Source organism: Novosphingobium organovorum (genome assembly GCF_022832435.1).
GTDB lineage: Bacteria > Pseudomonadota > Alphaproteobacteria > Sphingomonadales > Sphingomonadaceae > Novosphingobium > Novosphingobium organovorum.
The window spans coordinates 1-20,844 of the sequence record NZ_JALHLF010000044.1 but is presented as its reverse complement, the minus strand read 5'-3'; the positions used below and the strand labels follow the sequence as shown (position 1 = coordinate 20,844).

General features: G+C 65.9%; 13 protein-coding genes and 1 pseudogene. 8 read left to right on the top strand and 6 right to left on the bottom strand.

Translation table 11 applies throughout. From position 1 onward, the window contains the following. Positions 1–9: 9 nt before the first annotated feature. Positions 10–696: a helix-turn-helix domain-containing protein gene (locus MTR62_RS11950; RefSeq protein WP_244021169.1), complete on the bottom strand. Its 687-nt coding sequence runs from the start codon at positions 694–696 to the stop codon at positions 10–12. Between the two features lie 257 nt (positions 697–953). Between MTR62_RS11950 and MTR62_RS11945 the strand changes: the two genes are divergently transcribed. The 6 genes from MTR62_RS11945 (at position 954) to MTR62_RS11920 (ending at position 7,886) form a co-directional block, all read left to right on the top strand. Next, on the top strand, positions 954–3,776 hold the full coding sequence (locus MTR62_RS11945; RefSeq protein WP_244021167.1) for a bifunctional diguanylate cyclase/phosphodiesterase: 2,823 nt from the start codon (positions 954–956) through the stop codon (positions 3,774–3,776). Between the two features lie 94 nt (positions 3,777–3,870). Next, a complete protein-coding gene (gene cobA / locus MTR62_RS11940; RefSeq protein ID WP_244021166.1) occupies positions 3,871–4,671 on the top strand; it encodes a uroporphyrinogen-III C-methyltransferase in 801 nt (266 codons plus the stop codon). Continuing rightward, a complete protein-coding gene (locus MTR62_RS11935) occupies positions 4,668–4,964 on the top strand; it encodes a DUF2849 domain-containing protein (RefSeq protein WP_244021165.1) in 297 nt (98 codons plus the stop codon). Before cobA ends, MTR62_RS11935 begins: the two co-directional genes overlap by 4 nt. Then, a complete protein-coding gene (locus tag MTR62_RS11930) occupies positions 4,964–6,607 on the top strand; it encodes a nitrite/sulfite reductase (protein ID WP_244021164.1) in 1,644 nt (547 codons plus the stop codon). The genes MTR62_RS11935 and MTR62_RS11930 overlap by 1 nt, the downstream gene beginning before the upstream one ends. Further along, positions 6,600–7,034, top strand: a complete 435-nt coding sequence (locus MTR62_RS11925; protein ID WP_244021163.1) for a DUF934 domain-containing protein — start codon at positions 6,600–6,602, stop codon at positions 7,032–7,034. The genes MTR62_RS11930 and MTR62_RS11925 overlap by 8 nt, the downstream gene beginning before the upstream one ends. Positions 7,035–7,061: 27 nt before the next feature. Then, complete coding sequence (locus MTR62_RS11920; RefSeq protein ID WP_244021162.1) at positions 7,062–7,886, top strand: phosphoadenylyl-sulfate reductase; 825 nt, start codon at positions 7,062–7,064, stop codon at positions 7,884–7,886. A gap of 136 nt (positions 7,887–8,022) precedes the next feature. On the opposite strand, the gene MTR62_RS11915 is transcribed toward MTR62_RS11920, so the two are convergent. Continuing rightward, entirely contained in the window at positions 8,023–8,481 is a 459-nt protein-coding gene (locus MTR62_RS11915; protein WP_244021161.1) for a hypothetical protein, read from the bottom strand. Positions 8,482–8,890: 409 nt separating this feature from the next. Here MTR62_RS11915 and MTR62_RS11910 point away from each other — a divergent pair, with 409 nt between their 5' ends. Beyond that, positions 8,891–10,111, top strand: coding sequence for an MFS transporter (locus MTR62_RS11910; RefSeq protein WP_244021160.1), 1,221 nt, complete (start codon positions 8,891–8,893; stop codon positions 10,109–10,111). Between the two features lie 133 nt (positions 10,112–10,244). Here MTR62_RS11910 and putA read toward each other — a convergent pair. Next, positions 10,245–13,962, bottom strand: a pseudogene (gene putA / locus MTR62_RS11905) (bifunctional proline dehydrogenase/L-glutamate gamma-semialdehyde dehydrogenase PutA). Between the two features lie 98 nt (positions 13,963–14,060). On the opposite strand from putA, the gene MTR62_RS11900 reads away from it, so the two are divergent. Continuing rightward, positions 14,061–14,531: an Lrp/AsnC family transcriptional regulator gene (locus tag MTR62_RS11900; protein ID WP_244021158.1), complete on the top strand. Its 471-nt coding sequence runs from the start codon at positions 14,061–14,063 to the stop codon at positions 14,529–14,531. A 62-nt stretch (positions 14,532–14,593) separates the two neighbouring features. Here the strand turns inward: MTR62_RS11900 and MTR62_RS11895 are convergent, their stop codons facing one another. From MTR62_RS11895 to MTR62_RS11885, 3 genes are all read right to left on the bottom strand, one after another. Then, positions 14,594–16,342 carry a peroxidase family protein gene (locus MTR62_RS11895; RefSeq protein WP_244021156.1) on the bottom strand — a complete coding sequence of 583 codons (1,749 nt, stop codon included), beginning with the start codon at positions 16,340–16,342 and terminating at the stop codon, positions 14,594–14,596. 394 nt (positions 16,343–16,736) lie between these two features. Then, positions 16,737–18,437: a flotillin family protein gene (locus MTR62_RS11890; protein ID WP_244021154.1), complete on the bottom strand. Its 1,701-nt coding sequence runs from the start codon at positions 18,435–18,437 to the stop codon at positions 16,737–16,739. Between the two features lie 437 nt (positions 18,438–18,874). Next, positions 18,875–20,581: an AmpG family muropeptide MFS transporter gene (locus MTR62_RS11885; RefSeq protein WP_244021152.1), complete on the bottom strand. Its 1,707-nt coding sequence runs from the start codon at positions 20,579–20,581 to the stop codon at positions 18,875–18,877. Between the last annotated feature and the right edge of the window lie 263 nt (positions 20,582–20,844).

Below are 20,844 nucleotides of genomic sequence, written 5' to 3'. Positions count from 1 at the left end.
GACCCGCAATCACAGTTCGATCATGATGCGCACCTTTTCCGGTGCGGTCTCGACCGCCGCGGCGATCTGGTCGCGGCAGCGCGCGATGAGTTCGGCAAGACCGGGGGCAAAACGGTCGGGGCGCAGGTCCTCGGCGGCCACGCCCAGCGCCTCGGCGATACCGCTCATGCGCTCCTCGATCGGACGCGCGCGGCCCTGTTCCCAGGCCCAGACGGTAGGTTTGCTCACGCCCAGCCGGTTGGCCAGCTCCCCCTGGGTCAGCCCGCGCAGCTTGCGCAGGCGGTGGATCCGCTCGCCCAGGCTTTCCCCGCCCAGCGCCGCGTCGTGCCCCGCTGGCTGCGGCGGCTCGGGCAAGACGCCGGTCTCGGCCTGGACCGCGCTGCGCAGGCTCGCGGCGCTCAGGACCGCAGGCGGCAGCGCAGAAAGAAAGGCGCAGCCGTAAAGCGCCCCGCTCGCCCAGACGATCCGCGCCGGGGTCGGCCCGGCCTCGGGCAAGGCGATGTCGACCACTTCCCCGATCTCAAGCTCGACACCGGTTTCCAGAAGCACGCCGGTTTCGGAAAAGTTGTGTATCGAGACTTGCGCCTCACCCCCCGAAGGCAGCACGCCACGGGTCTCCAGATAAAGCCTGCGGCGGTGCGCCCGAGCGCTTGCGCCCAGCCCTTCGCCGGAATCGAAATGAGCGGCAATAGCCAAATCCGAACCTCCACTTACGGTTCGATCTTGGTGAATGGGGGTAAAGATTCAGTTAGCAGCGCGGCAAACCCAGCGCGGCCACGAAAACTAACCGGATAAACGGCCATCCCCGTTTCCGTGCCCCGCGACCGGCACCACGCCAGGCATCACCCTTACCGAACAAGGCGCCGATCCCCTGCATCACCCCGGCAACAAGCGTTTACAACTTTGTAACCAGTTAACCCGTAGTTGTACGGCAAACAAAACGGGGCGCACACTTGCTGGAAATCCTTTCTTGCATCCAGGACCAACACGCGTGGCGCTACGTCGTCGCTGCGGGCCTGATCTGTATCCTCTCCTCAGCCATGACCGTCGTCTTGCTGCGCCTCGCCCTGGGCAGCCGGGAAGGCTCGCGGTTGAACTGGCTCGCCTTCACCGGCGCCACCGCCGGGCTGGGGATCTGGGCGACCCATTTCATCGCGATGCTCGGCTATGCCCCCGGCGTTATCCTGGGGTACGATCCCGCGCTCACCGTGGCCTCGCTCCTGATCGCGATCATCATGGCCGCGATCGGCCTGGCCGTCGCCGCGCAGCGCCAGACGGCTCTGCATGTCATCACCGGCGCGATCATCACGGCTCTGGGCGTATGCGCGATGCACTACTGCGGAATGCTTGCGCTGCGCCTGCCCGCGCAGATGCACTGGCAGCCGGGTTACGTGATCGCATCCATCCTCGGCGCGGTCCTGCCGATGCTCTGCGCCTTTGGCCTGGCCTTCACGCGCCAGGACCGCATCGGCTTCGTGGGCGCGGCAAGCGGCATGACGCTGGCGGTCCTCACGCTGCATTTCACCGGGATGACCGGACTCGAAATCACGCCCTCGCACATCAGTGCCAACGCGATGCTCATCGCCCCGCGCGCGATGGTTTTCCTCGTCAGCAGCATCGCCATCGCGCTTATCGCGCTGGCGATCACGCTGGGCGTCATCGTGAGCAAGACCGCCGCCGCGGTCCGCACGAGCGAACGCCAGTTCGCGCTGCTGGTGCGCGGGATTTCCGACCATGCGCTCTACATGCTCAACCTCGATGGCACGGTCGCAAGCTGGAACGCAGGTGCGCAGCGGCTCAAGGGCTATCGCATCGAGGACGTGCTCGGCCTGCCGCTGGCCACCTTCTACACCCCTGAGGACCGCACCGCAGGCCTGCCCGGTATCGCGCTGAATACGGCGCGCACCAACGGCAAATTCACCGGCGAAGGCTGGCGCGTGCGCCGCGACGGCACGCGGTTCTGGGCGCAGGTCACGATCGAGGTGGTCAAGGACGAGCGCGGCCGCGCCATCGGCTTTGCCAAGATCACCCGCGACGTGACCGAGCGCAAGGAGACCCTCGACAGCCTCGCCACGCTGGGCGAACAGCGCGACGCCGCGCTCAGCCACATGCACCAGGGCCTGTGCATGTTCGACGCGAAGGGCAATCTGGTGCTGCGCAACGCGCGCTTCCTCGAAATGTACGGCCTGACCGCCGAGCAGGTCCCCGAAGGCATGCCGGTGCGCGACGTGGTGCGCATCGTGATGACCAAGGCCTATGCCCAGCCGATCTGCGAGGAGCGCATCGAGGAGGTCGCCCAGCGCCTGTGCGACAGCCAGCAAGGCGCCGCGTCCTCTCCCATTTTCGCGGAATATTCGGACAGCTTCATCGTCTCGGTGGCCAGTCGCAAACTGCCCGGCGGCGGCTGGGTGACGACCATGGACGACATCACCAACCAGCGCCAGTCCGAAGCCCGCATCGAGCACATGGCGCTGCACGATGGACTGACCGGGCTGCCCAACCGCACCCGGCTCAACCTCTGGCTCGAAGAGACCATCGCGCTCGCCGGCGCGCAGGAGCGTAAGGTCGCGGTCGCGGTGCTCGACCTCAACCGCTTCAAGGACATCAACGACACGTTCGGCCACGCCTGGGGCGACGTGGTGCTGGCCGAAATCGCCCGGCGCCTGTCGGCAACGCTGCAGGAGGACGAGTTCGCCGCGCGCCTTGGCGGTGACGAATTCGCGCTGACCAAGGTCTATACCAGCGCCAAGGAACTCGACGACTTCCTGCGCCGCGTGGAACGCTGCTTCGAGCACCCGGTCACCCACGAGGGCCAGGATCTGCATTTCGGCGCAAGCATCGGCGTATCCGCCTTCCCCGAGGACGGCGATGACCGCGAGACGCTGCTCAACAACGCGGACCTGGCGATGTACCGCGCCAAGGGCCAGCTCGGCGAATCGCTGTGCTTCTACGAATCGAGCATGGACGAAAGCGCGCGCGCACGCCGCAAGCTTGCCAACGACCTGCGCCAGGCGATCGACCGGCACGAGCTGAGCCTGCTCTACCAACCCCAGTGCTACCTCGAAAGCGGCGCGCTGTCAGGCTACGAGGCGCTGCTGCGCTGGCACCACCCCCTGCGTGGCAGTGTGCCCCCCGACGAATTCATCCCGATCGCCGAGGAGGCCGGCCTCATCATCCCGATCGGCGAATGGGTCCTGCGCGAGGCCTGTCGCGAAGCGATGCACTGGCAGGACGATTACCGCATCGCGGTCAACCTTTCGGCGATCCAGCTGGTCCAGCCCGACATCGCCTCCACCGTCACGCGTGTCCTGCTCGAGACCGGGCTTCCCGCCCGCCGCCTGGAACTCGAAATCACCGAGACCGCGATCATCGCCGACAAAGCCCGTGCGCTGCGCAACCTGCGCCAGATCAAGGCGCTGGGCGTGGGGATCGCGATGGACGATTTCGGCACGGGCTACTCCTCGCTCGACACGCTGCACTCGTTCCCCTTCGACAAGATCAAGATCGATAAGTCGTTCCTGCTCCAGTCGGACAAGAGCGAGCAGGCCCAGGCGATCATCCGCGCGGTGCTGGGGCTGGGCCAGTCGCTCAAGATCCCGGTCCTTGCCGAAGGCGTCGAGACCGAGGAGCATCTCGCAATGCTGCTGAGCGAAGGGTGCCAGGAAGCCCAGGGCTATTATCTTGGCCGCCCCGGCCACGCCCCCAGCCTGCTGGCGCAGACGCTGCAGCTTGGCGCCGCCGAAAGCGCGGTGTTCGACAGCGCCCGCAGCGCCTGATTTTCAGGGGTCGCGCCGGGCACTAAAGCTCGCCTTAGGCCCCGCAAAGGCATTATGGCTGGCACGATGACGGCAAGGCGTCCATGTGCAGCTCATGCAAGTTCCCCCTGCCCTTTCCGGCCCTGCGGCCCCGGTCGGCACCGTGCACCTGGTGGGTGCAGGGCCAGGTGACCCGGACCTGTTGACGCTGCGCGCCGCACGGCTGGTGATGAACGCGTCGCTGATCGTCCACGACGGACTCGTCGACCCACGCATTCTGGCCATGGCCCGCGCCGGCGCCCGGCTGGTCTCGGTCGCCAAGAGCCGTTCGCGCCACACCATGAAGCAGGAGGCGATCAACGCCCTGCTGGTGAGCGAAGCGCTCGCAGGCCATGACGTGGTGCGTCTCAAGGGCGGCGATCCCTTCGTGTTCGGCCGCGGCGGCGAAGAAGCCGAGGCCTGCCGCGCGGCGGGTGTGCCGGTCAGCGTGGTGCCCGGCATTTCCTCGGCGCTGGGAGCTTCGGCCGCAGCGCAGATCCCGCTGACCCACCGCGACCACGCCTCGATCGTCAGTTTCGTCGCGGGCCAGTGCAAGGGCCTGTCCGATCAGGACTGGTCCGGCCTTGCCGGCACGGGCCGCACGCTCGTCATCTTCATGGGGCTAGCCACCGCCGCGCAGATCAGCGAGAAGCTGATGGCTGACGGCCTTGCCCCTGACGTACCCGTCGCCGTCATCGAAAAGGCCACCCGTTCGGACATGCGCGTGCTGCGCAGTCCGCTTGCCGGGCTGGCCGATCTCGTCACCCGCGAAAAGGTGGCGAGCCCCGCGCTCATCGTCATCGGTGCTGTTGCCGGGATTGAGGACGGCGTGCCCGACCACACCATTTGCACCCTTGCGCTGGAGGCTCAGCAGTGAAAATCGTGACCGGAAATGACCTCAAGAGCGGGGCCGTCATCTGGTGGACCGGCGTTGGCTGGTCGCTCGACGTCAACCAGAGCGCGGATGTCGCCGATCAGGGCGCGAAGATCATCGCGCGCGAGGAAGGCGTCCAGAACGTCGTGGGCGCCTACGTGATCGACGGCGAAAAGGATGCGGACGGCGTGCGCCCCGCGCACATCAAGGAGCGCATCCGCGCGCTTGGCCCCACCGTGCGCCCCGACCTGACGCTCAAGCCCGCCGACCCTGCAGCCGTGAACTGGGTGATCTGATGTACAAGTACGATGACTACGACCAGCAGATGGTCGATACCCGCGTCGAAGAATTCCGCGACCAGGTGCGCCGCCGCCTCGCGGGCGAACTGACCGAGGACCAGTTCAAGCCGCTGCGCCTGCAGAACGGCCTCTACCTCCAGCTCCACGCCTACATGCTGCGCGTCGCGATCCCCTACGGCACGCTCAACTCGACGCAGATGGCCGCGCTGGGCGACATCGCGGACAAGTACGATCGCGGCTACGGGCACTTCACCACGCGCACCAACATCCAGTACAACTGGATCAAGCTCGACGATACGCCCGACGCGCTGGCCGATCTCGCCAAGGTCGAGATGCACGCCATCCAGACCAGCGGCAACTGCATCCGCAACATCTCCTCGGACCAGTACGCGGGCGCCGCGGCGGACGAAGTGGCCGACCCGCGCCCCTACGCCGAACTGCTGCGCCAGTGGTCGAGCTTCCACCCCGAATTTCTCGTCCTGCCGCGCAAGTTCAAGATCGCGGTGATCGCCAGCGAGATCGACCGTGCGGCCATGCGCCTGCACGATATCGGCATTCGCCTGGTGCGCAGCGACGCGGGAGAACTGGGCGCCGAATTCCACGTCGGCGGCGGCATGGGTCGCACCCCGTTCATCGCCAAGAAGCTGCGCGACTTCGTGCCCATCGACCAGATGATCACCTTCGCCGAGGCTTGCGTGCGCGTCTACAACCGCTACGGGCGGCGTGACAACAAGTACAAGGCGCGCATCAAGATCCTCGTCCACGAGCTGGGCCTTGAGGCCTACGCCAGGGAAGTCGACGCCGAATTCGCACATCTGCTGACCCAGCCGATCGAACCGCCGCTGGCCGAACTCAAGCGTATCCAGGGCTTCTTTACCGATCCGCCGTTTGCGCAGGAGACCGGCGGCGAGGTCGATCCCGACGACCGCGACGATCCCGATTTCCGCCTCTGGCTCGATCGCAACACCTACCCGCACAAGCAGCCCGGCTACGCGATCGCGAATGTCTCGCTCAAGCCGATCGGCGGCATTCCGGGCGATGCGACGAGCGACCAGATCCGTCTCATGGCCGATCTCGCGCGGGAATACAGCTTCGACGAACTGCGCGTGACCCACGCCCAGAACATCGTCTTCCCGCACGTGAAGAAGCGCGATCTCTACGCGCTGTGGCAAAGGCTTGACGCGGCCGACCTGTCGACCCCCAACCTGGACACCGTGGGCGACATCATCGCCTGTCCGGGTCTCGATTACTGCGCGCTCGCCAACGCGCGATCGATCCCGGTCGCGCAGAAGATTTCCGAGCGTTTCGGCTCGGCGGAAAAGCAGGCCGAGATCGGCGAGCTGAAGCTCAAGATCTCGGGCTGCATCAACGCCTGCGGCCACCACCACGCAGGGCATATCGGCATCCTGGGCGTCGATAAGAAGGGCAAGGAGAACTACCAGCTCCTGCTCGGCGGTTCGGAGGGCGCGGATACCTCGCTCGGCCAGATCACCGGCCCCGGCTTCGACGAGGACGGCGTGGTCGACGCGACCGAAAAGGCGATCGAAGTCTATCTCGCCAACAAGCAGGGCGAGGAACGCTTCCTCGACACCTACCGCCGTATCGGCATGGCCCCGTTCAAGGAGGCGATCTATGGTTGATGTGCAATTCCGCTTTCGCGACGATGACGCCGTGAACGACCCCGCAGTGACGGTGAGCGCGTTCACCGAACAGTCGAACGCCACGGCCGTGCGCGTAGAACCCGGCGATGACGCGCGTGAACTGCTGCCCTCGCTCGACCGGCTGGCGCTGGTCGAGGTGGCCTTCCCCAACTGGACCGACGGGCGCGGCTATTCCTCCGCCCGTATCCTGCGCGAGGCGGGCTACACCGGCGAACTGCGCGCGACCGGCGATCTGGTGATCGACATGCTCCACCACATGCGCCGCTGCGGGTTCGATGCCTTCGCGCCCGAAAAGCCGCTCAACCCCGACGATGCGAAGGTCGCCTTCGAACGCTGGGAAAACGTCTACCAGGCAACGGCCGTCGATGGCCGCCAGCCGATCTGGGCCAAGCGCCACCCGGCGTAACGCCTTGCTGTTCGAAGGGACTTGCCCATGACCGAGCAAAACGCGACGACGCAGGGCACCGCCCCGCGCCTGCCCGACCGCATCGACGCTTCGGCGCGCTTCACCGAAGCCGACGCGGTGCGCCTCAACCGCCTGTTCCGCGGCACCGACACGAGCGAGATGCTCGAGACGCTGCTCAAGGAAGGGATGGCGGGCGACGTCGCGCAGGTCTCCAGCTTCGGCGCGGAAAGCGCGGTCCTGCTTCACCTCGTCAGCCGGATCGACCCCAACCTGCCGGTGCTGTTCCTTGAAACGGGCAAGCATTTCCCCGAAACGCTCGCCTACCGCGACCAGCTGATCGAGCGTCTGGGCCTGACCAACCTCGTCAACCTCACTCCCGACGCGGCCGAACTGGCCAAGAAGGACGAGAGCGGCCTGCGCTGGTCCTACGATCCCGACGGCTGCTGCGAGATCCGCAAGGTCAAGCCGCTGGCCAAGGCGCTGGTCGGTTTTGACGCGACGATCACCGGGCGCAAGGCCTTCCAGTCCTCGACCCGCAAGACCCTGCCCCGCTTTGAGATCGACACGACCGACGAACAGGGCCGGCTCAAGATCAACCCGCTGATCGACTGGAGCCCCGAACGGCTCGAGGCCTATATCGCCGAGCACGACCTGCCCGCCCACCCGCTGGTCGCGCAAGGCTATCCCTCGATCGGCTGCATGCCGTGCACCAGCAAGGTCGCGCCGGGTGAGGACCCGCGCTCGGGCCGCTGGCGTGGCTGGGACAAGACCGAGTGCGGCATCCACAAGCCGGGCGAGGACGATAACGGCCCGGCGAGCGAACTGCCCCCCGGCTTCGACCCGGTGTTCTGAAACGGAGCCTTACGCTCCGCCCGCATCACGCCGGGTGGAGCGCAAGGCAACACTTCAACGCGGGCTCAGGGCATCGCCCGTTCGAGATAGCCCATCCTCGACAGCGCGTGCGGCAGGATGCCGTAGCCGGTTATCATCAGCGCATCGCGGCGCAGATCCGGGTCGCTGAGGCCAGGAATGAAGGTCTGCTTGAGCCCGAGGTTACGCGCCCTGCCGCCATCGAGGTAGACGCCCCGCCGCACACCTTAGCCGGTGCCCCCGGACCTTCGTAGACCAGCAAGGGACGGATGGTGCGGGCCTGGATGATGAGCGTCATGTCGCTCCATTCGATGGCCACGCAGCACAATTCGCGCACCGCCGCCTGCGGGACCAGCCCCCCCCCCCCGAACCGAAGCGCACCAGATTGGTGCCGACCCGCCAGGACCCGCGATTGCGGATCGATGATCCCGCCGTTCGAAAGCAGGCACTGCTGCGCCCCATTGGCGCCCGTGACCACAGGGGCGGCCCGGCGTGCCGGATTGATCGCGATGTTGTGCCCCATGGCGCGCAGCCGCGTTTCCTCACGATCGAACCAGGCCGCATTGGCAATCGCCATAGCGCCCCTCTCCCTCGTCCCATTGCAAGAACCGCCGGAACCAGGCGCATCTTCAGCCAACGATGCCATCTCCCGCAATGAATTTCATCGACAGCCAAGAAATTTAGAAAATAATGTCCACACAAACGATAATAGATATATACCGAATACTATACGCATATGCCTTAAATGTTCAAAAATAGCATTTGATAACAACTTAACACCACAGAATCATACCTCAAAACATTACACCGTTCATCAAATCGCACCCCACCTCGCAGCCACGGCCATGCCCGCACGCCAAGCGCGCCCATCCGCCATGAGTTGCAGTCGAACGGATATTGATTGCGCAGTTTGCAACCAAAGTGCGCTCCATTCACCCGACACCCCCTCCAAAATCCGCCGTTTTGGCACTATACTGCACCGCAACATGACCATCGAAACCTTGCCCCCCTCCCGGCCGGTCCACCCGGCCCTCGTCACGCTTGCGCTCGCCATGGGTGCCTTCGCGATCGGCACGACCGAATTCGCCGCCATGAGCCTCGTGCCCTTCTTCGCCCGCGACCTGCACCTCACCGAGCCCGAAGCCGGTCACGCCATCAGCGCCTATGCGCTGGGCGTGGTCGTCGGTGCGCCGGTCTTCGCGGTGCTCGGCGCGCGGCTGTCGCGCCGCACGCTGCTGGTTGCGCTGATGGGCCTCTTTGCACTCGGCAACGGGCTCAGCGCCACGGCTGGCAGCTATCCCGTCCTGCTTGCATTCCGCTTCATGAGCGGCTTGCCGCACGGCGCCTTCTTCGGCGTCGCCGCGCTCGTCGCCGCCTCGCTGGTGCCCGCCGACAAGCGCGCGCAAGCTGTGGCGCGCGTTTTTGCCGGCCTCACCATCGCCACGATCATCGGCGTTCCCGCCGCCAACATGCTGGGACAGCTCATCAGTTGGCGCTTCGGCTTCGGCGTGGTCGCCGTGCTCGCGCTGATCGCGATGGGCCTGGTGCTGCTGTTCGCGCCCGCGCAGTCTTCCGATCCCGATTCGAGCCCCTTGCGCGAACTGACCGCGTTCAAGCGCCCGCAGGTCGTGCTCACGCTGCTCACCGGGGTGATCGGGTTTGGCGGGATGTTCTGCGTCTACACCTACCTCGCCTCGACCATCCTCGAGGTGACCAAGGCGCCCGACAGCTCCGTGCCCATGGTGCTCGCCGTCTATGGCGTGGGGATGACCGCGGGCAACCTGTTCTGGGCCTGGATGGCCGACCGCGACCAGGACCGCGCTTCGATCATCGCCTTCCTGTGGGTCGCCGCCTCGCTCGCGCTGTTTCCGCTGGTGGTCGGGAATATCTGGCTGCTCGCCTTCGACGCGCTGTTGATCGGCTTTGGCGGCGGGCTCGGCACGATCCTCCAGACGCGCCTGATGGACGTCGCGGGCGATGCCCAGCAACTGGCCGCCGCCGCGCACCACAGCGCCTTCAACACCGCCAACGCGCTCGGCCCCTGGCTGGGCGGCATGGCGATCACCGCAGGCTGGGGGCTGTCGTCGACCGGGTGGATCGGCGCCGCGCTCTCGCTCGGCGGGCTCGCCACGTACCTCGTCACGCTCGCGCTCTATCGCCGCGAACAGCGCGGGAGCGCGCAAGGCAGCGCCCCCTGCCCGGCGTGAGCTTGGAGGCTCTCAATCAAGGAAAGCAGGGCTTTCCGAGGGCCATCGCCCTCGGGCTCCCGTGACTGCCAGCCTCATCCCTTGCGATCAACGATGCGCCAAGAGAGATGAGGCTGACAGTTCGGAATTGCGGTCAGCCGATCATCATCAGGCTGGCGTTGCCGCCCGCAGCCGTGGTGTTGATCGAGATCGAGACTTCCTCAAGCAGCCAGGCAAGGCCAGGCCCCGGACGACCCGCCGGACGCACGGGAACGATCGCGCCGGGGCGTTCGGCCATGTCTGCCAGCGCCTGAAGCAAGGCTTCCTTGCCCCCCTCCACCACGCACGCGACGAGCGGCGCATCGGGTTCGGGGCGGAACGCGGCGGCGACGGCTTCGGGCAGCCCTTCGGGCAGGTCCATCCCTTCGATCGTGGCGGTGTTGCCGGTGGCCAGCACCATCGCCATCAGGCGGATCAGCCCGGCGCGGGTGCGCGGGCGCAGCAGGACGCGACCACGCGGGTGCAGTTCGTATTCGTTGCGCTCACCCACAGGCCCCGGCAGTTCGACCCGTGAGCCAAGCCGACTGGCGGTGTGGATCGCGCGGGCCTGCGCGGCCCCTTCGAACCATTCCTTCTTCGCCAGCCAGGCCACGAATTCATCGACCAGCGGCAATCGCACGCCCGAGGGCGCCAGCACCAGCGGCGCATGGCTCACCAGCCGCCCGAGATAGAGCGGGCCGCCCGCCTTGGGACCCGTGCCCGACAGGCCGTTCCCGCCGAACGGCTGGACCCCGACGATGGCGCCCACCTGGTTGCGGTTGACGTAGCGGTTGCCCGCCCGCACGCGCGAGAGAACATGCGCCACGGTGCCGTCCATGCGCGTGTGCAGGCCGAAGGTCAGGCCATAGCCGGTCGCGTTGATGGCATCGATCAGCGCATCGAGATCGCGCCGCTTGAAACGCAGGACGTGGAGCACCGGCCCGAAGACTTCCTGCTCGACGTCGTCGATCGAGCCGATCTCAATGATCGTGGGCGCAACGAACGTGCCCCGCCCGCTGACGGCCGCGTCGAGCGCGCCCTGTTCGACATTGTGCCCGCGCCCGCGCATCGTCTCGATATGGTCCAGAATGCGGTCCTGCGCCTCCTCGGTGATGACCGGGCCGACATCGACCGAGAGCCGGTCGGGATTGCCCACCTCCAGTTCGGCGAGCGCGCCCTTGAGCATGGCCAGCGTGTGATCGGCCACTTCCTCCTGCAGGCACAGGATGCGCAGCGCCGAACAGCGCTGACCCGCGCTGTCGAAGGCCGAGACGAGGACATCGCCCACGACCTGTTCGGCGAGCGCGGTCGAATCGACGATCATCGCGTTCTGCCCGCCCGTCTCGGCGATGAACGGGATCGGCAGGCCGTCTTCGTGAAGACGGCCCGAAAGCTGCTTCTGGATCATCCGGNCCCGTCTCGGCGATGAACGGGATCGGCAGGCCGTCTTCGTGAAGACGGCCCGAAAGCTGCTTCTGGATCATCCGGGCAACTTGCGTCGAGCCGGTGAACATGACCCCCGCGACGGCCTCCTACGCGATCAGCGCCGCACCGATCTCGCCATCGCCCGGCAGCAGTTGCAGCGCATCGGCGGGAACCCCTGCCTCGTGCAGGATGCGCACCGCTTCGGCGGCGATCAGCGGGGTTTCCTCGGCTGGCTTGGCCAGCACCGGGTTGCCCGCGACAAGCGCCGCGCTGACCTGCCCGGTGAAGATCGCCAGCGGGAAGTTCCACGGGCTGATGCACACGATCGGTCCAAGCGGCTTTTGCGCGCTGCCGAAGGTCTGGCGCGCCTGAAGCGCGTAATAGTGCAGGAAGTCGATCGCCTCGCGCACTTCGGCAATGGCGTTGGCGGCGGATTTGCCCGCCTCGCGCATGGCCAGCCCCATCAGGCGCGGCATCTGGGCCTGCATCGCCCCGGCCGCCTTCTCCAGGATAAGCGCGCGCTCCTCCACCGCGAAGAGCCCCCAGGTGCTGGCGCGCGCGCGGGCCATGGCCTCGGGCGCGTAGGCCGCGGGCGTGTCGATGACCTCGCCCACCACGTCGCAATGGTCGGCCGGATTGCGCACGGGGCGCGCCGTCCCCGTCACCCCCTCGGCCGCCGCGAACCAGGGCTGCGCGAGGGTCGCCTGAAGCCCGTGCGTGAGCGCGGCGAGCGTATCCTCGTCGGCAAGGTCCAGTCCGGCCGAATTGGCGCGGTCGGGATAGATCGCGCTCGGCAGCGCGATGCCTTCGTGGCGCGCGCCGGGCTCGGCCATGTCTAGCACCGCCTCGACCGGGTCCTCGACCAGTTCGGCCACGGCCACCTTGGGATCGGCGATGCGGTTGACGAACGAGGAGTTCGCCCCGTTTTCGAGCAGGCGCCGCACGAGATAGGCCAGCAGCGTCTCGTGCGTGCCGACCGGCGCGTAGATGCGGCAGGGGCGCGCCAGCTTGTCCTTGCCCACGACCTGCGAATAAAGCCCCTCGCCCATGCCGTGCAGGCACTGGAATTCGTACTGGTCGGGGGTGTAGCTGTCCGGTCCGGCGAGGTGATAGACGGTGGCCAGCGTCTGCGCGTTGTGCGTGGCGAACTGGGGGTAGATCTGCCTGGGGGCGCCCAGAAGCTTGCGCGCGCAGGCGATGTACGAAACATCGGTGTGGCGCTTGCGGGTATAGACCGGAAAATCGCGCTGCCCGTCGACCTGGGCGCGCTTGATCTCCGCGTCCCAGTACGCCCCCTTGACGAGGCGGACCATGATGCGCCGCTGCGCGCGCTCGGCAAGGTCGATCAGCCAGTCGATCACCTGCGGGCAGCGCTTGCCGTAAGCCTGCACCACGAAGCCCAGCCCGTTCCAGCCGGCCAGATCGGGATCGAGCGCCAGCGATTCGAGCAGGTCCATCGACAGTTCGAGCCGGTCGGCTTCCTCGGCATCGATGTTGAGGCCGATGTCATAGCCCTTGGAGAGCAGCGCCAGCGCCTTCACGCGCGGCAGCAGTTCGTCCATCGTGCGCCCGGCCTTGGCGCGCGCGTAGCGCGGGTGGAGGGCGGAGAGCTTGATCGAAATTCCGGGCCCCTGATAGACCCCCTTGCCCTTGCCCGCCGCACCGATCGCGCGAATGGCGTTTTCGTAGTCGCGATAGTAGCGCTCGGCATCGGCCGCGGTCACCGCGGCCTCGCCCAGCATGTCGTAGCTATAGCGAAAGCCCTTGGCTTCCAGTTCCCGCGCGCGCTTGAGCGCCTTGGCGATGGTCTGCCCGGTGACGAACTGCTCGCCCATCATGCGCATGGCCAGGTCCACTCCGCGCCGTACCACCGGCTCGCCCGCGCGCCCGATCAGGCGGCTGAGCGCCCGCGACAGCCCCTGATCGTCCACGCTGCCGTCGATCCCGCCATAGAGCTTGCCCGCGACCACCAGCCCCCAGGTCGCCGCGTTGACGAACAGCGGGCGGTTGCCGCCCACATGCTCGCGCCACTGGCCCTTGCCGATCTTGTCGCGGATGAGCGCGTCGCGCGTGTCGTCGTCGGGAATGCGCAGCAGCGCTTCGGCCAGGCACATCAGCGCCACGCCTTCGAGGCTGGAGAGCGAATATTCCTGCATCAGCGCGTCCACGCTGCCCAGCCGCGTCGAACTTTTCTGGCGCAGGCGAATGGCCTCGACCAGCGAGGTCGCGGTCTTGCGGATCGCATCGCGCCGCTCGCCCGGAAAACGCGCGGCCTCGATCAGCGGGGCGAGCGTGTGCGCCTCCTCCCGGCGGCAAGCCGCAGTAACAGCGCGGCGCAGGTCCGTGGGCTGGCGCAGGGGCGGGGCGAAATCGGCGAAAGGTGTGTGCATGGTCTTGGTCCCGGTCATCGCGCGAGGCTATCCGATTCACGATTGGCAGTCTGACTTTTCAGTGCCACTTAGATGATCGCTTGGACCAAAGATTGGTTTCAACTTGGGCAAAATGCATGGACAGCACATCGAATTCGGTCGAACTGGACGACATTGACCGGCGTATCATCGCCGTGTTGCGCGAAGATGGCCGAAAAACCGTCACCGATCTGGCGCGCGAGGTCGGCCTGTCCAAGACCCCGTGCCAGAACCGCATGCGCCGCCTGATCGAAACGGGCGTGATTCGCGGCTTTCGCGCCATCGTCGATCCCGCGACGCTCGGCCTCGATCACATCGCCTATGTCGAGGTAGGGCTGTCGAGCACGCACGAAAAGGCGCTGGCCGATTTCAACGCCGCGGTGCGCCGCATTCCCGAGGTCGAGGAATGCCACATGATCGCGGGCAGTTTCGACTACCTGCTCAAGGTGCGCACGCTCGACATGCGCCGCTACCGCAAGGTCATGGGCGAAAAGATCACCAACCTGCCCCACGTCGCCACCACCTCGACTTTCGTGGTGATGGAAGCGGTCAAGGAAGTGAACGGTTAGCACGACGACAACAGGGCCGGAAAGACCCTCGTTTCCCGGCCCTGTCGATCATGGGTTCTGGCTCAGGGAAGCGGAGGCGGCCCCTTGCCCTCGGCGAACGCAACCAGACTTTCGAAGGTGACCAACGTGTCGTCGGCAAGGCCTTCCTTGAAGATCGAGATCGGTGCGTGATAGATCGCGTTAAGGATCACTTCGGCGACGAGCAGGCTGCCGAGCGGCCCCAACTGCCCCTTCGCCGCATCGCCGCCGCGCGCCAGTTCCGCCTCGCGCAGCAGGTAGAACCACAAGGGCGTGCGGAAGGTCGCCGACCTCTTCCCGTCGTTGTCCAGGTAGAAAAGATCGGGCCGCTGCTTGTCGATCTGAAGCCTGGAATAGACGGGGACCGAACAAGCCCCTGCGTAGCCTTTCGCGTAAAGCTCGGCCAGGTCCTCCCCGCAGCACAGCTCGACGTCGTTGCTGCGCTGGAGGTTGCGAAAGGGCAGATTGCCGACAAGCTTGATCCCATCGGGAACCGCAGACTGCGGCAAGTCGAAAGCCACCTGACTGACCTTGGTATCGATCAGTTTCGATGGCTGCTGGACGAAGACGCCCCAATCGATGATCCGGCTCGCGTCGAGCGGCTTGCCGCCGCGCAAGTCGTTGCTCCCGTCCGAAAGGCTGTCGAACAGGGGAAAGCCGGAATGCCGGTTCATCCGGTACTGGTTGCGGATCTGGCTATGCCCGAAGCGAAACCCGATCCCGAACTCGTGCGGCATGGTGAGGTTCCTGGGATCGCCCCCATCCGGATGATGCACCAGGGACATCGGATCTGCCAAAATCCGCGCCTTGACGCAGTCGACATAGTCGGCGCGGCAGACCGCGGGCAGATAGTGGTGCAGAACATAGGCCTGCCAGGTGAGGATCGTCTTCTCTCGCGCCGCCTTGAAGGTGGTGTTGGCGTCCAACGCGGGAGCCTTCGCCTTCAACGCCTCCACATAGGCGTTGTGAACCCGCATGAGCAGGATGTGCACCTGCAGCACGATCTGGTTCTCGTCGTTGCGGCCATCGCCGATCAGCGCCATTCCGGACGTTGAATCACGCACAACGTCGAAGCCGCCACCAGCGACGGGCTTGAGTTCGAACTGTCCGGTCGCTTCATCCATCGGAACCGTGATCGTGCAATGCGGCTTTTCGGGATCTCTGCGGCCACCATAGACGCTATCGAGGTCGATGAAGGGCGAGGCCTCGTTGTCCGGCTCCTCGGCCAGCGCTTCCGCCAGGTCGGGATGCAATGTGATGTAACTTTTGCGCACGGCGGTATCGAACAGGTTGAGCGCCCCGCGCGTCAGGTCGTGATCGATGAACTGGCCGATGAAGGTGATGCTGGCATCGATCGAACTGTCCGCATCGTCCTCGGCGAACATGATGCCCGCCTCGCCATTGGTCAGGTGCCGTCCGGGATAGGACAGATAGCTGACGAGTTGCGAGCGCATGAGATAGGGCTTGTCGGGCACCAGCCGACCGAAAAACGTCACCGCAACTTGTGCCGGCAACGTAAGGCTGGCTGCGACGAAGTCCTCCTGAACCCCGGCTGGCAGCACCCTCGCCAGGCTGTGCGCCCGCATTTCCATCACGCCCTTGTCAAGCAGGGTGTGGATGCCGCCGTGGTACATCGTATGGCTCACCAGGGTCTTGACCGTAGCCTCGACGGCGACCGCATCCCCCGCGCGAACGGGCTTTGCTGCCGCCTTCTGATTGCCCTGCCGCATGGGCGGACAGAAGGCAGCGGCCACCTCCTCGGCCCGCCCCTTTGCGCGCATGAGCACGGCCATGCGTTCCGCTCCAACTTCACTTTCCTTAACCTCGACACTCATTTTCGCCCCCACAAAAATAATCCAAAAACTCCCATAAGGAGAAGCGATCCTACAAAGCAGCCAAGACTGACAAAATTTTATTTTACGATTACTATTATCAATTCTTCCAATTATAATCGGAGCGAAATGGAAATTCATTCAAATTGAATGAAATGGATTTACGAGAAAAATTCATCAAAACAGAACTTTCCACTTAGACTAAGAAGGCCAATCGGATCGAACAACGGCGGCTCGACACGCAGAGTCCGGCCGAGCAGCGCCGCGCCGCCTTGTCCCCGCCCAAAAAGAAGCCCGGCAAGGTCCATGCCTTGCCGGGCTCTGGCACCAGCGCAAGCGCGTGAAGCCGGACGTCTTAGTTGACAGCCTTGGGACGATAGACCCCATCGGCCGAGGAGGCTTCGTCCACCCCCGCAGTGACAGGGGCCACAGCGGCCGCGCCCTGGACCAGGCTCGCCAGGCTCGAACCGTCGAGGCCCAGTTCCTTCATCAGCCCGTCGATCATCGGCGCCTGCGCCCGGTAGGCGAGCGCGGCGGTGACCGCATCGTTGGCCAGGTTGCCCGAGCCGCCGATCCCGGCGCTTGTGGTTCCGCTTCCCGTGCCGCCCTTTTGGGTCAGCCCGTCGACCTGGACGATCTTGATCGAATCGATCGCCTCCATCGGCTTTGCGCTCTCGCGCACCACCTCGGGCAGGACCTTGAGCAGCGCCATCTTCATCTGCAGCGAAATCTGGTCCGAAGACAACAGGTTCGCCGCCTCGTTGATCGCGCGCTGGCCCGCCGCCTCGACTTCGAAGCGCACCCGCGCGGCTTCGGCGCGCAGCTTCTCGGCCTCGGCCTCGCCCTCGGCTTCGAGCCTTGCGGCTTCGGCGCGGTTGGACGCGGCTTCCTTTTCGGCCTCGGCCTCGACCTTGATCGCGATCGCCTGACGCTCGGCCTCCTTGGCCGCCTCGATCAGCTCGATCCGCTTGGCGCGCTCGGCGATTTCGGTCTGCCGGCTGGTCGTGACCTGCTCCTCGGCGGCGACCGCCTTGGCGCGGGCCTCGTCGGCCTGCGACTTGGCCTGGCTTTCCTCGCGGCTCTTGTTCTGGATCGCGATCTGCTGTTCCTGCCGCGCCAGTTCAACCGCCTGGGCCTGCGCGATCTTGGCTTCCTGGATCGAACGATCCGCCTCGATCTGGCGCGCATCGACCTGCTGCTTGGCCTCGATCCGGGCTTCATCCGATTCGCGCGTGCGCTTGGCCTGTTCGCGCGCGATCTCGGCGGTCTGCTCGGCGCGGCGCATCTCGACCTCGCGCTCCTGTTCGAGGCGCGCGAACTCGTTGTCGCGCTGGATCGTCATCGACTGGCGATCGGCTTCGAGGTTCTTGGTCTCCATCTGCACGCGAGTGTCCTGCTCGATGTCGTTGCGCGTCTTCTTGCGCAGCTCGATCTGCTCGGTCAGCTTGGTGAGACCTTCGGCGTCGAACGCGTTGTTGGCGTTGAAGTGCTCGATGCTGGTCTGGTCGAGCCCGGTGAGCGAGACCGATTCCAGTTCGAGCCCGTTCATCGCCAGGTCCGAGGACGACACCTGCTGCACCTTCTGGACGAAATCGGCGCGCTGTTCGTGGAGCTGGTTCATCGACATGCCCGCCGCGACTGAACGCAGCGCATCGACGAACTTGCCCTCGACCAGATCCTTGAGCGCCTCGGGGTGCATCGTGCGCGCACCCAGCGTCTGCGCGGCCATGGCAATGGCGTTGGCATCGGGGCGCACGCGCACGTAGAACTCCGCCTTCACGTCGATCCGCAGGCGGTCGAGCGTGATGAGCGCGTCGCTGTTCTTGCGCTCCACGGCAAGGCGCACGGTGTTCATGTTCACCGGCATCGTCTCGTGAAACACCGGCAGCACCATGGCGCCGCCGTTCATCACCACCCGCTCGCCGCCAACGCCGGTTCGCACGAAGGCGATTTCCTTGCTGGCGCGCTTGTAGAGCCGCGCGGTGATGATGCCGATCGCCACCAGCACGGCGACGATGATCCCGATCAGGATGCCGATGTCGGACAATCCGACCATTTCCTATCTCCTAGGCAGGATGCGGCGGACGGCGTCGTGCCCCGCTCTCGAACTCATCCCAACTCAGCCGTGCACGCGAAGACACAGCTGAGCTCAAATGAGCTTTGCGATCATGCCGATCAAGGACAGGTCCAATCGGGAAAGTCTCCATCCTCACCACGCGAATATCGGTGACAAGAAATCACTGCGACGACTGTTCGGCTCTGGGGCCAGTGCATCAAGCCCGTTTGAAGGCGACGCGCATAGTCAAAACTCCAAGATCCCGATGCTGCGGACAGCCCTTCGCCCCGCTCTGATAGTTCATCGTGTCTCTGGCGATATTCATACAGACCGGGCGAAGGCCTGCCTAGCAAAACCGGATTTTTGCGAGTCGATTGCAGTAAGAGCGTAAACCAGAAATCCGGCTCCAAGCGCGGGCACGCCCGCAGCCGCGACGCTCAGGCGCTCTTCTGCTCGCGGCCGGCCCGGCGCTGCTGGTGCGCCTGACGCCACCACTCCAGGCAGGTCAGCACGATGCCGATCAGCCCGATCCATGTCACGAAGATGAACATCGCGTAGTAGCCCTGCTGCTCGATCATCTGGCCCAGCGCCCCGCGCCCGAGCGTGCCGACCAGCAGCGTGAGCGAGGACAAGAGCGCGTACTGCACCGCGCTGTAGCCCTTGGCGACGATCGAGGAGAGCCAGGCGATATAGGCCGCCCCGGCGATCCCGGTGGCCAGATTCTCGGCCCCGATGGTAACCATCAGCGTTGCCAGACGCGGCTCGCCGCCCAGCGCCTCGACCAGCCGGGTGACGCCCAGCGCGTTCGATACGGCGGCCATGTGCGCCCCGCCCGCCGCCAGATCGGCGTAGAGCAGGTTCGTCACCGAGGCGAGCACCGCGCCCAGCAAAAGCGTCGGCATCCGCCCGAGCCAACCGAGCAGCCCTCCGCCCAGCGCAAGACCGAGCACGATCGCCCCCACCCCGAAAAACTTCGAGGCGATCGCCACCTCGTCGTTGGTATACTTGAGATAGCCAAGGTAGAACGGATAGGCGAACGTACCCCAGATCGCGTCGCAGATGCGGTAGGTCAGCACCAGCGCGATGATGAGGACGAGCGACCAGCCCAGCCGTCCGACGAATTCGACCAGCGGCAAAAGCAGCGCCCGGTAAAGCTGATCGACGACGGGCGAGCCGTGCGCTTCGTGGTGCAGGTCCTCGACCAGCACGTTGCGCCCCTTGCGCTGCTGCGAGACCAGCCAGCCCGCGATCAGTGCGGGCAGCACGATCGTGGCGATGACGATCAGCGGCCCCGCGGTCGCGATGAAGGCAGTGGGATCGGGCCGGTCAGCCGGCGCCGCAGTCATCGAAAGAACCATGAAGGCGATCACGCTGACGAGCGCCCCACCCCACAGCGCGCCGACCATCAGCATCGCGCGCAGGCGCACCTGCGGGGTCAGCTCACCCTTCTGACGCAGCGCGAGCAGCGCGTCCTCTTCCTCCGCGCTCGGCGCACTGGCTTCGGCGTCGGGCGCGAAGAGCCCCGCGATGCCGATCGCGAGCAGGATGACGCCCATCGCCAGATAGGTCTGCGGCCAGCCGATCCGCGCCGCCAGGATCAGCCCCAGCGCCCCGCCCGCGAGCGAGGCCATGCGGTAGCCCATCTGGTACACGGTCGAGAGCAGGTCGATCGGCGCGTCCTCGTCGGCCACGTCGATGCGCCAGGCGTTGATGACGATATCCTGCGTGGCCGAGGCGAAGGCCCCGATCGCCGCGAGCAGCGAGAACCAACCCAGCTGCGTGCGCGGGTCGAGCGCGCTGAGCGTCACCAGGATCACGCCGAGCAGCACCTGTGCGGTAACGATCCACTGCTTGCGCTTGCCCAGCGTGCGCATCACCGGCAGGTCCACCCGGTCGAGCAAGGGCGACCAGAGGAACTGGAAGGCATAGGCCAGCCCGATCAGCGAAAACACGCCCATCGTCTCCAGGTCCACCCCCGCCTCGCTCAGCCAGGCGTAGAGCGTGCCAAGGAACAGCGCGAAGGGCAGCCCGCTGGCAAAGCCGAAGATCGCCATGAAGCCCATCTTGCGATTGCCCAGCGCCAGCAACGTGCGGCGCCAGCCGAGGCGGTCGGAAGAGCGGCTCGCGGCGGCGGGCTCGGACATGCACCAATTCTCCGGCAAGAGACGGTTCGAATGAGGCAAACCGCCACGAGAGGTTCAAAAACAGGCCCGATCGGGCCCCAATTCGGGATAGTGGGCCAATCCGATCATGGGAAGGCTGGATGAACGGGCGATCAACAGGTATGGGGGCGCGAATGTCCAAACCACCTCGCAAAACCGGCGGCTCGACGCGCGGCCCCGATTCGCAGCGCCCGCAAGGTCGCGGCCCCTCCCGTGGCGCCTCGCGCGGCCCTGCCCGTGGCGCC

Coding starts and splice junctions, on each gene's coding strand:
- MTR62_RS11920 (WP_244021162.1), top strand. CDS start 7,062: ATGACCGAGCAAAACGCGACGACGCAGGGCACCGCCCCGCGCCTGCCC.
- MTR62_RS11925 (WP_244021163.1), top strand. CDS start 6,600: ATGGTTGATGTGCAATTCCGCTTTCGCGACGATGACGCCGTGAACGAC.
- MTR62_RS11910 (WP_244021160.1), top strand. CDS start 8,891: ATGACCATCGAAACCTTGCCCCCCTCCCGGCCGGTCCACCCGGCCCTC.
- MTR62_RS11930 (WP_244021164.1), top strand. CDS start 4,964: ATGTACAAGTACGATGACTACGACCAGCAGATGGTCGATACCCGCGTC.
- cobA (WP_244021166.1), top strand. CDS start 3,871: ATGCAAGTTCCCCCTGCCCTTTCCGGCCCTGCGGCCCCGGTCGGCACC.
- MTR62_RS11915 (WP_244021161.1), bottom strand. CDS start 8,481: ATGGCGATTGCCAATGCGGCCTGGTTCGATCGTGAGGAAACGCGGCTG.
- MTR62_RS11895 (WP_244021156.1), bottom strand. CDS start 16,342: ATGGCCGTGCTCATGCGCGCAAAGGGGCGGGCCGAGGAGGTGGCCGCT.
- MTR62_RS11900 (WP_244021158.1), top strand. CDS start 14,061: ATGGACAGCACATCGAATTCGGTCGAACTGGACGACATTGACCGGCGT.
- MTR62_RS11885 (WP_244021152.1), bottom strand. CDS start 20,581: ATGTCCGAGCCCGCCGCCGCGAGCCGCTCTTCCGACCGCCTCGGCTGG.
- MTR62_RS11890 (WP_244021154.1), bottom strand. CDS start 18,437: ATGGTCGGATTGTCCGACATCGGCATCCTGATCGGGATCATCGTCGCC.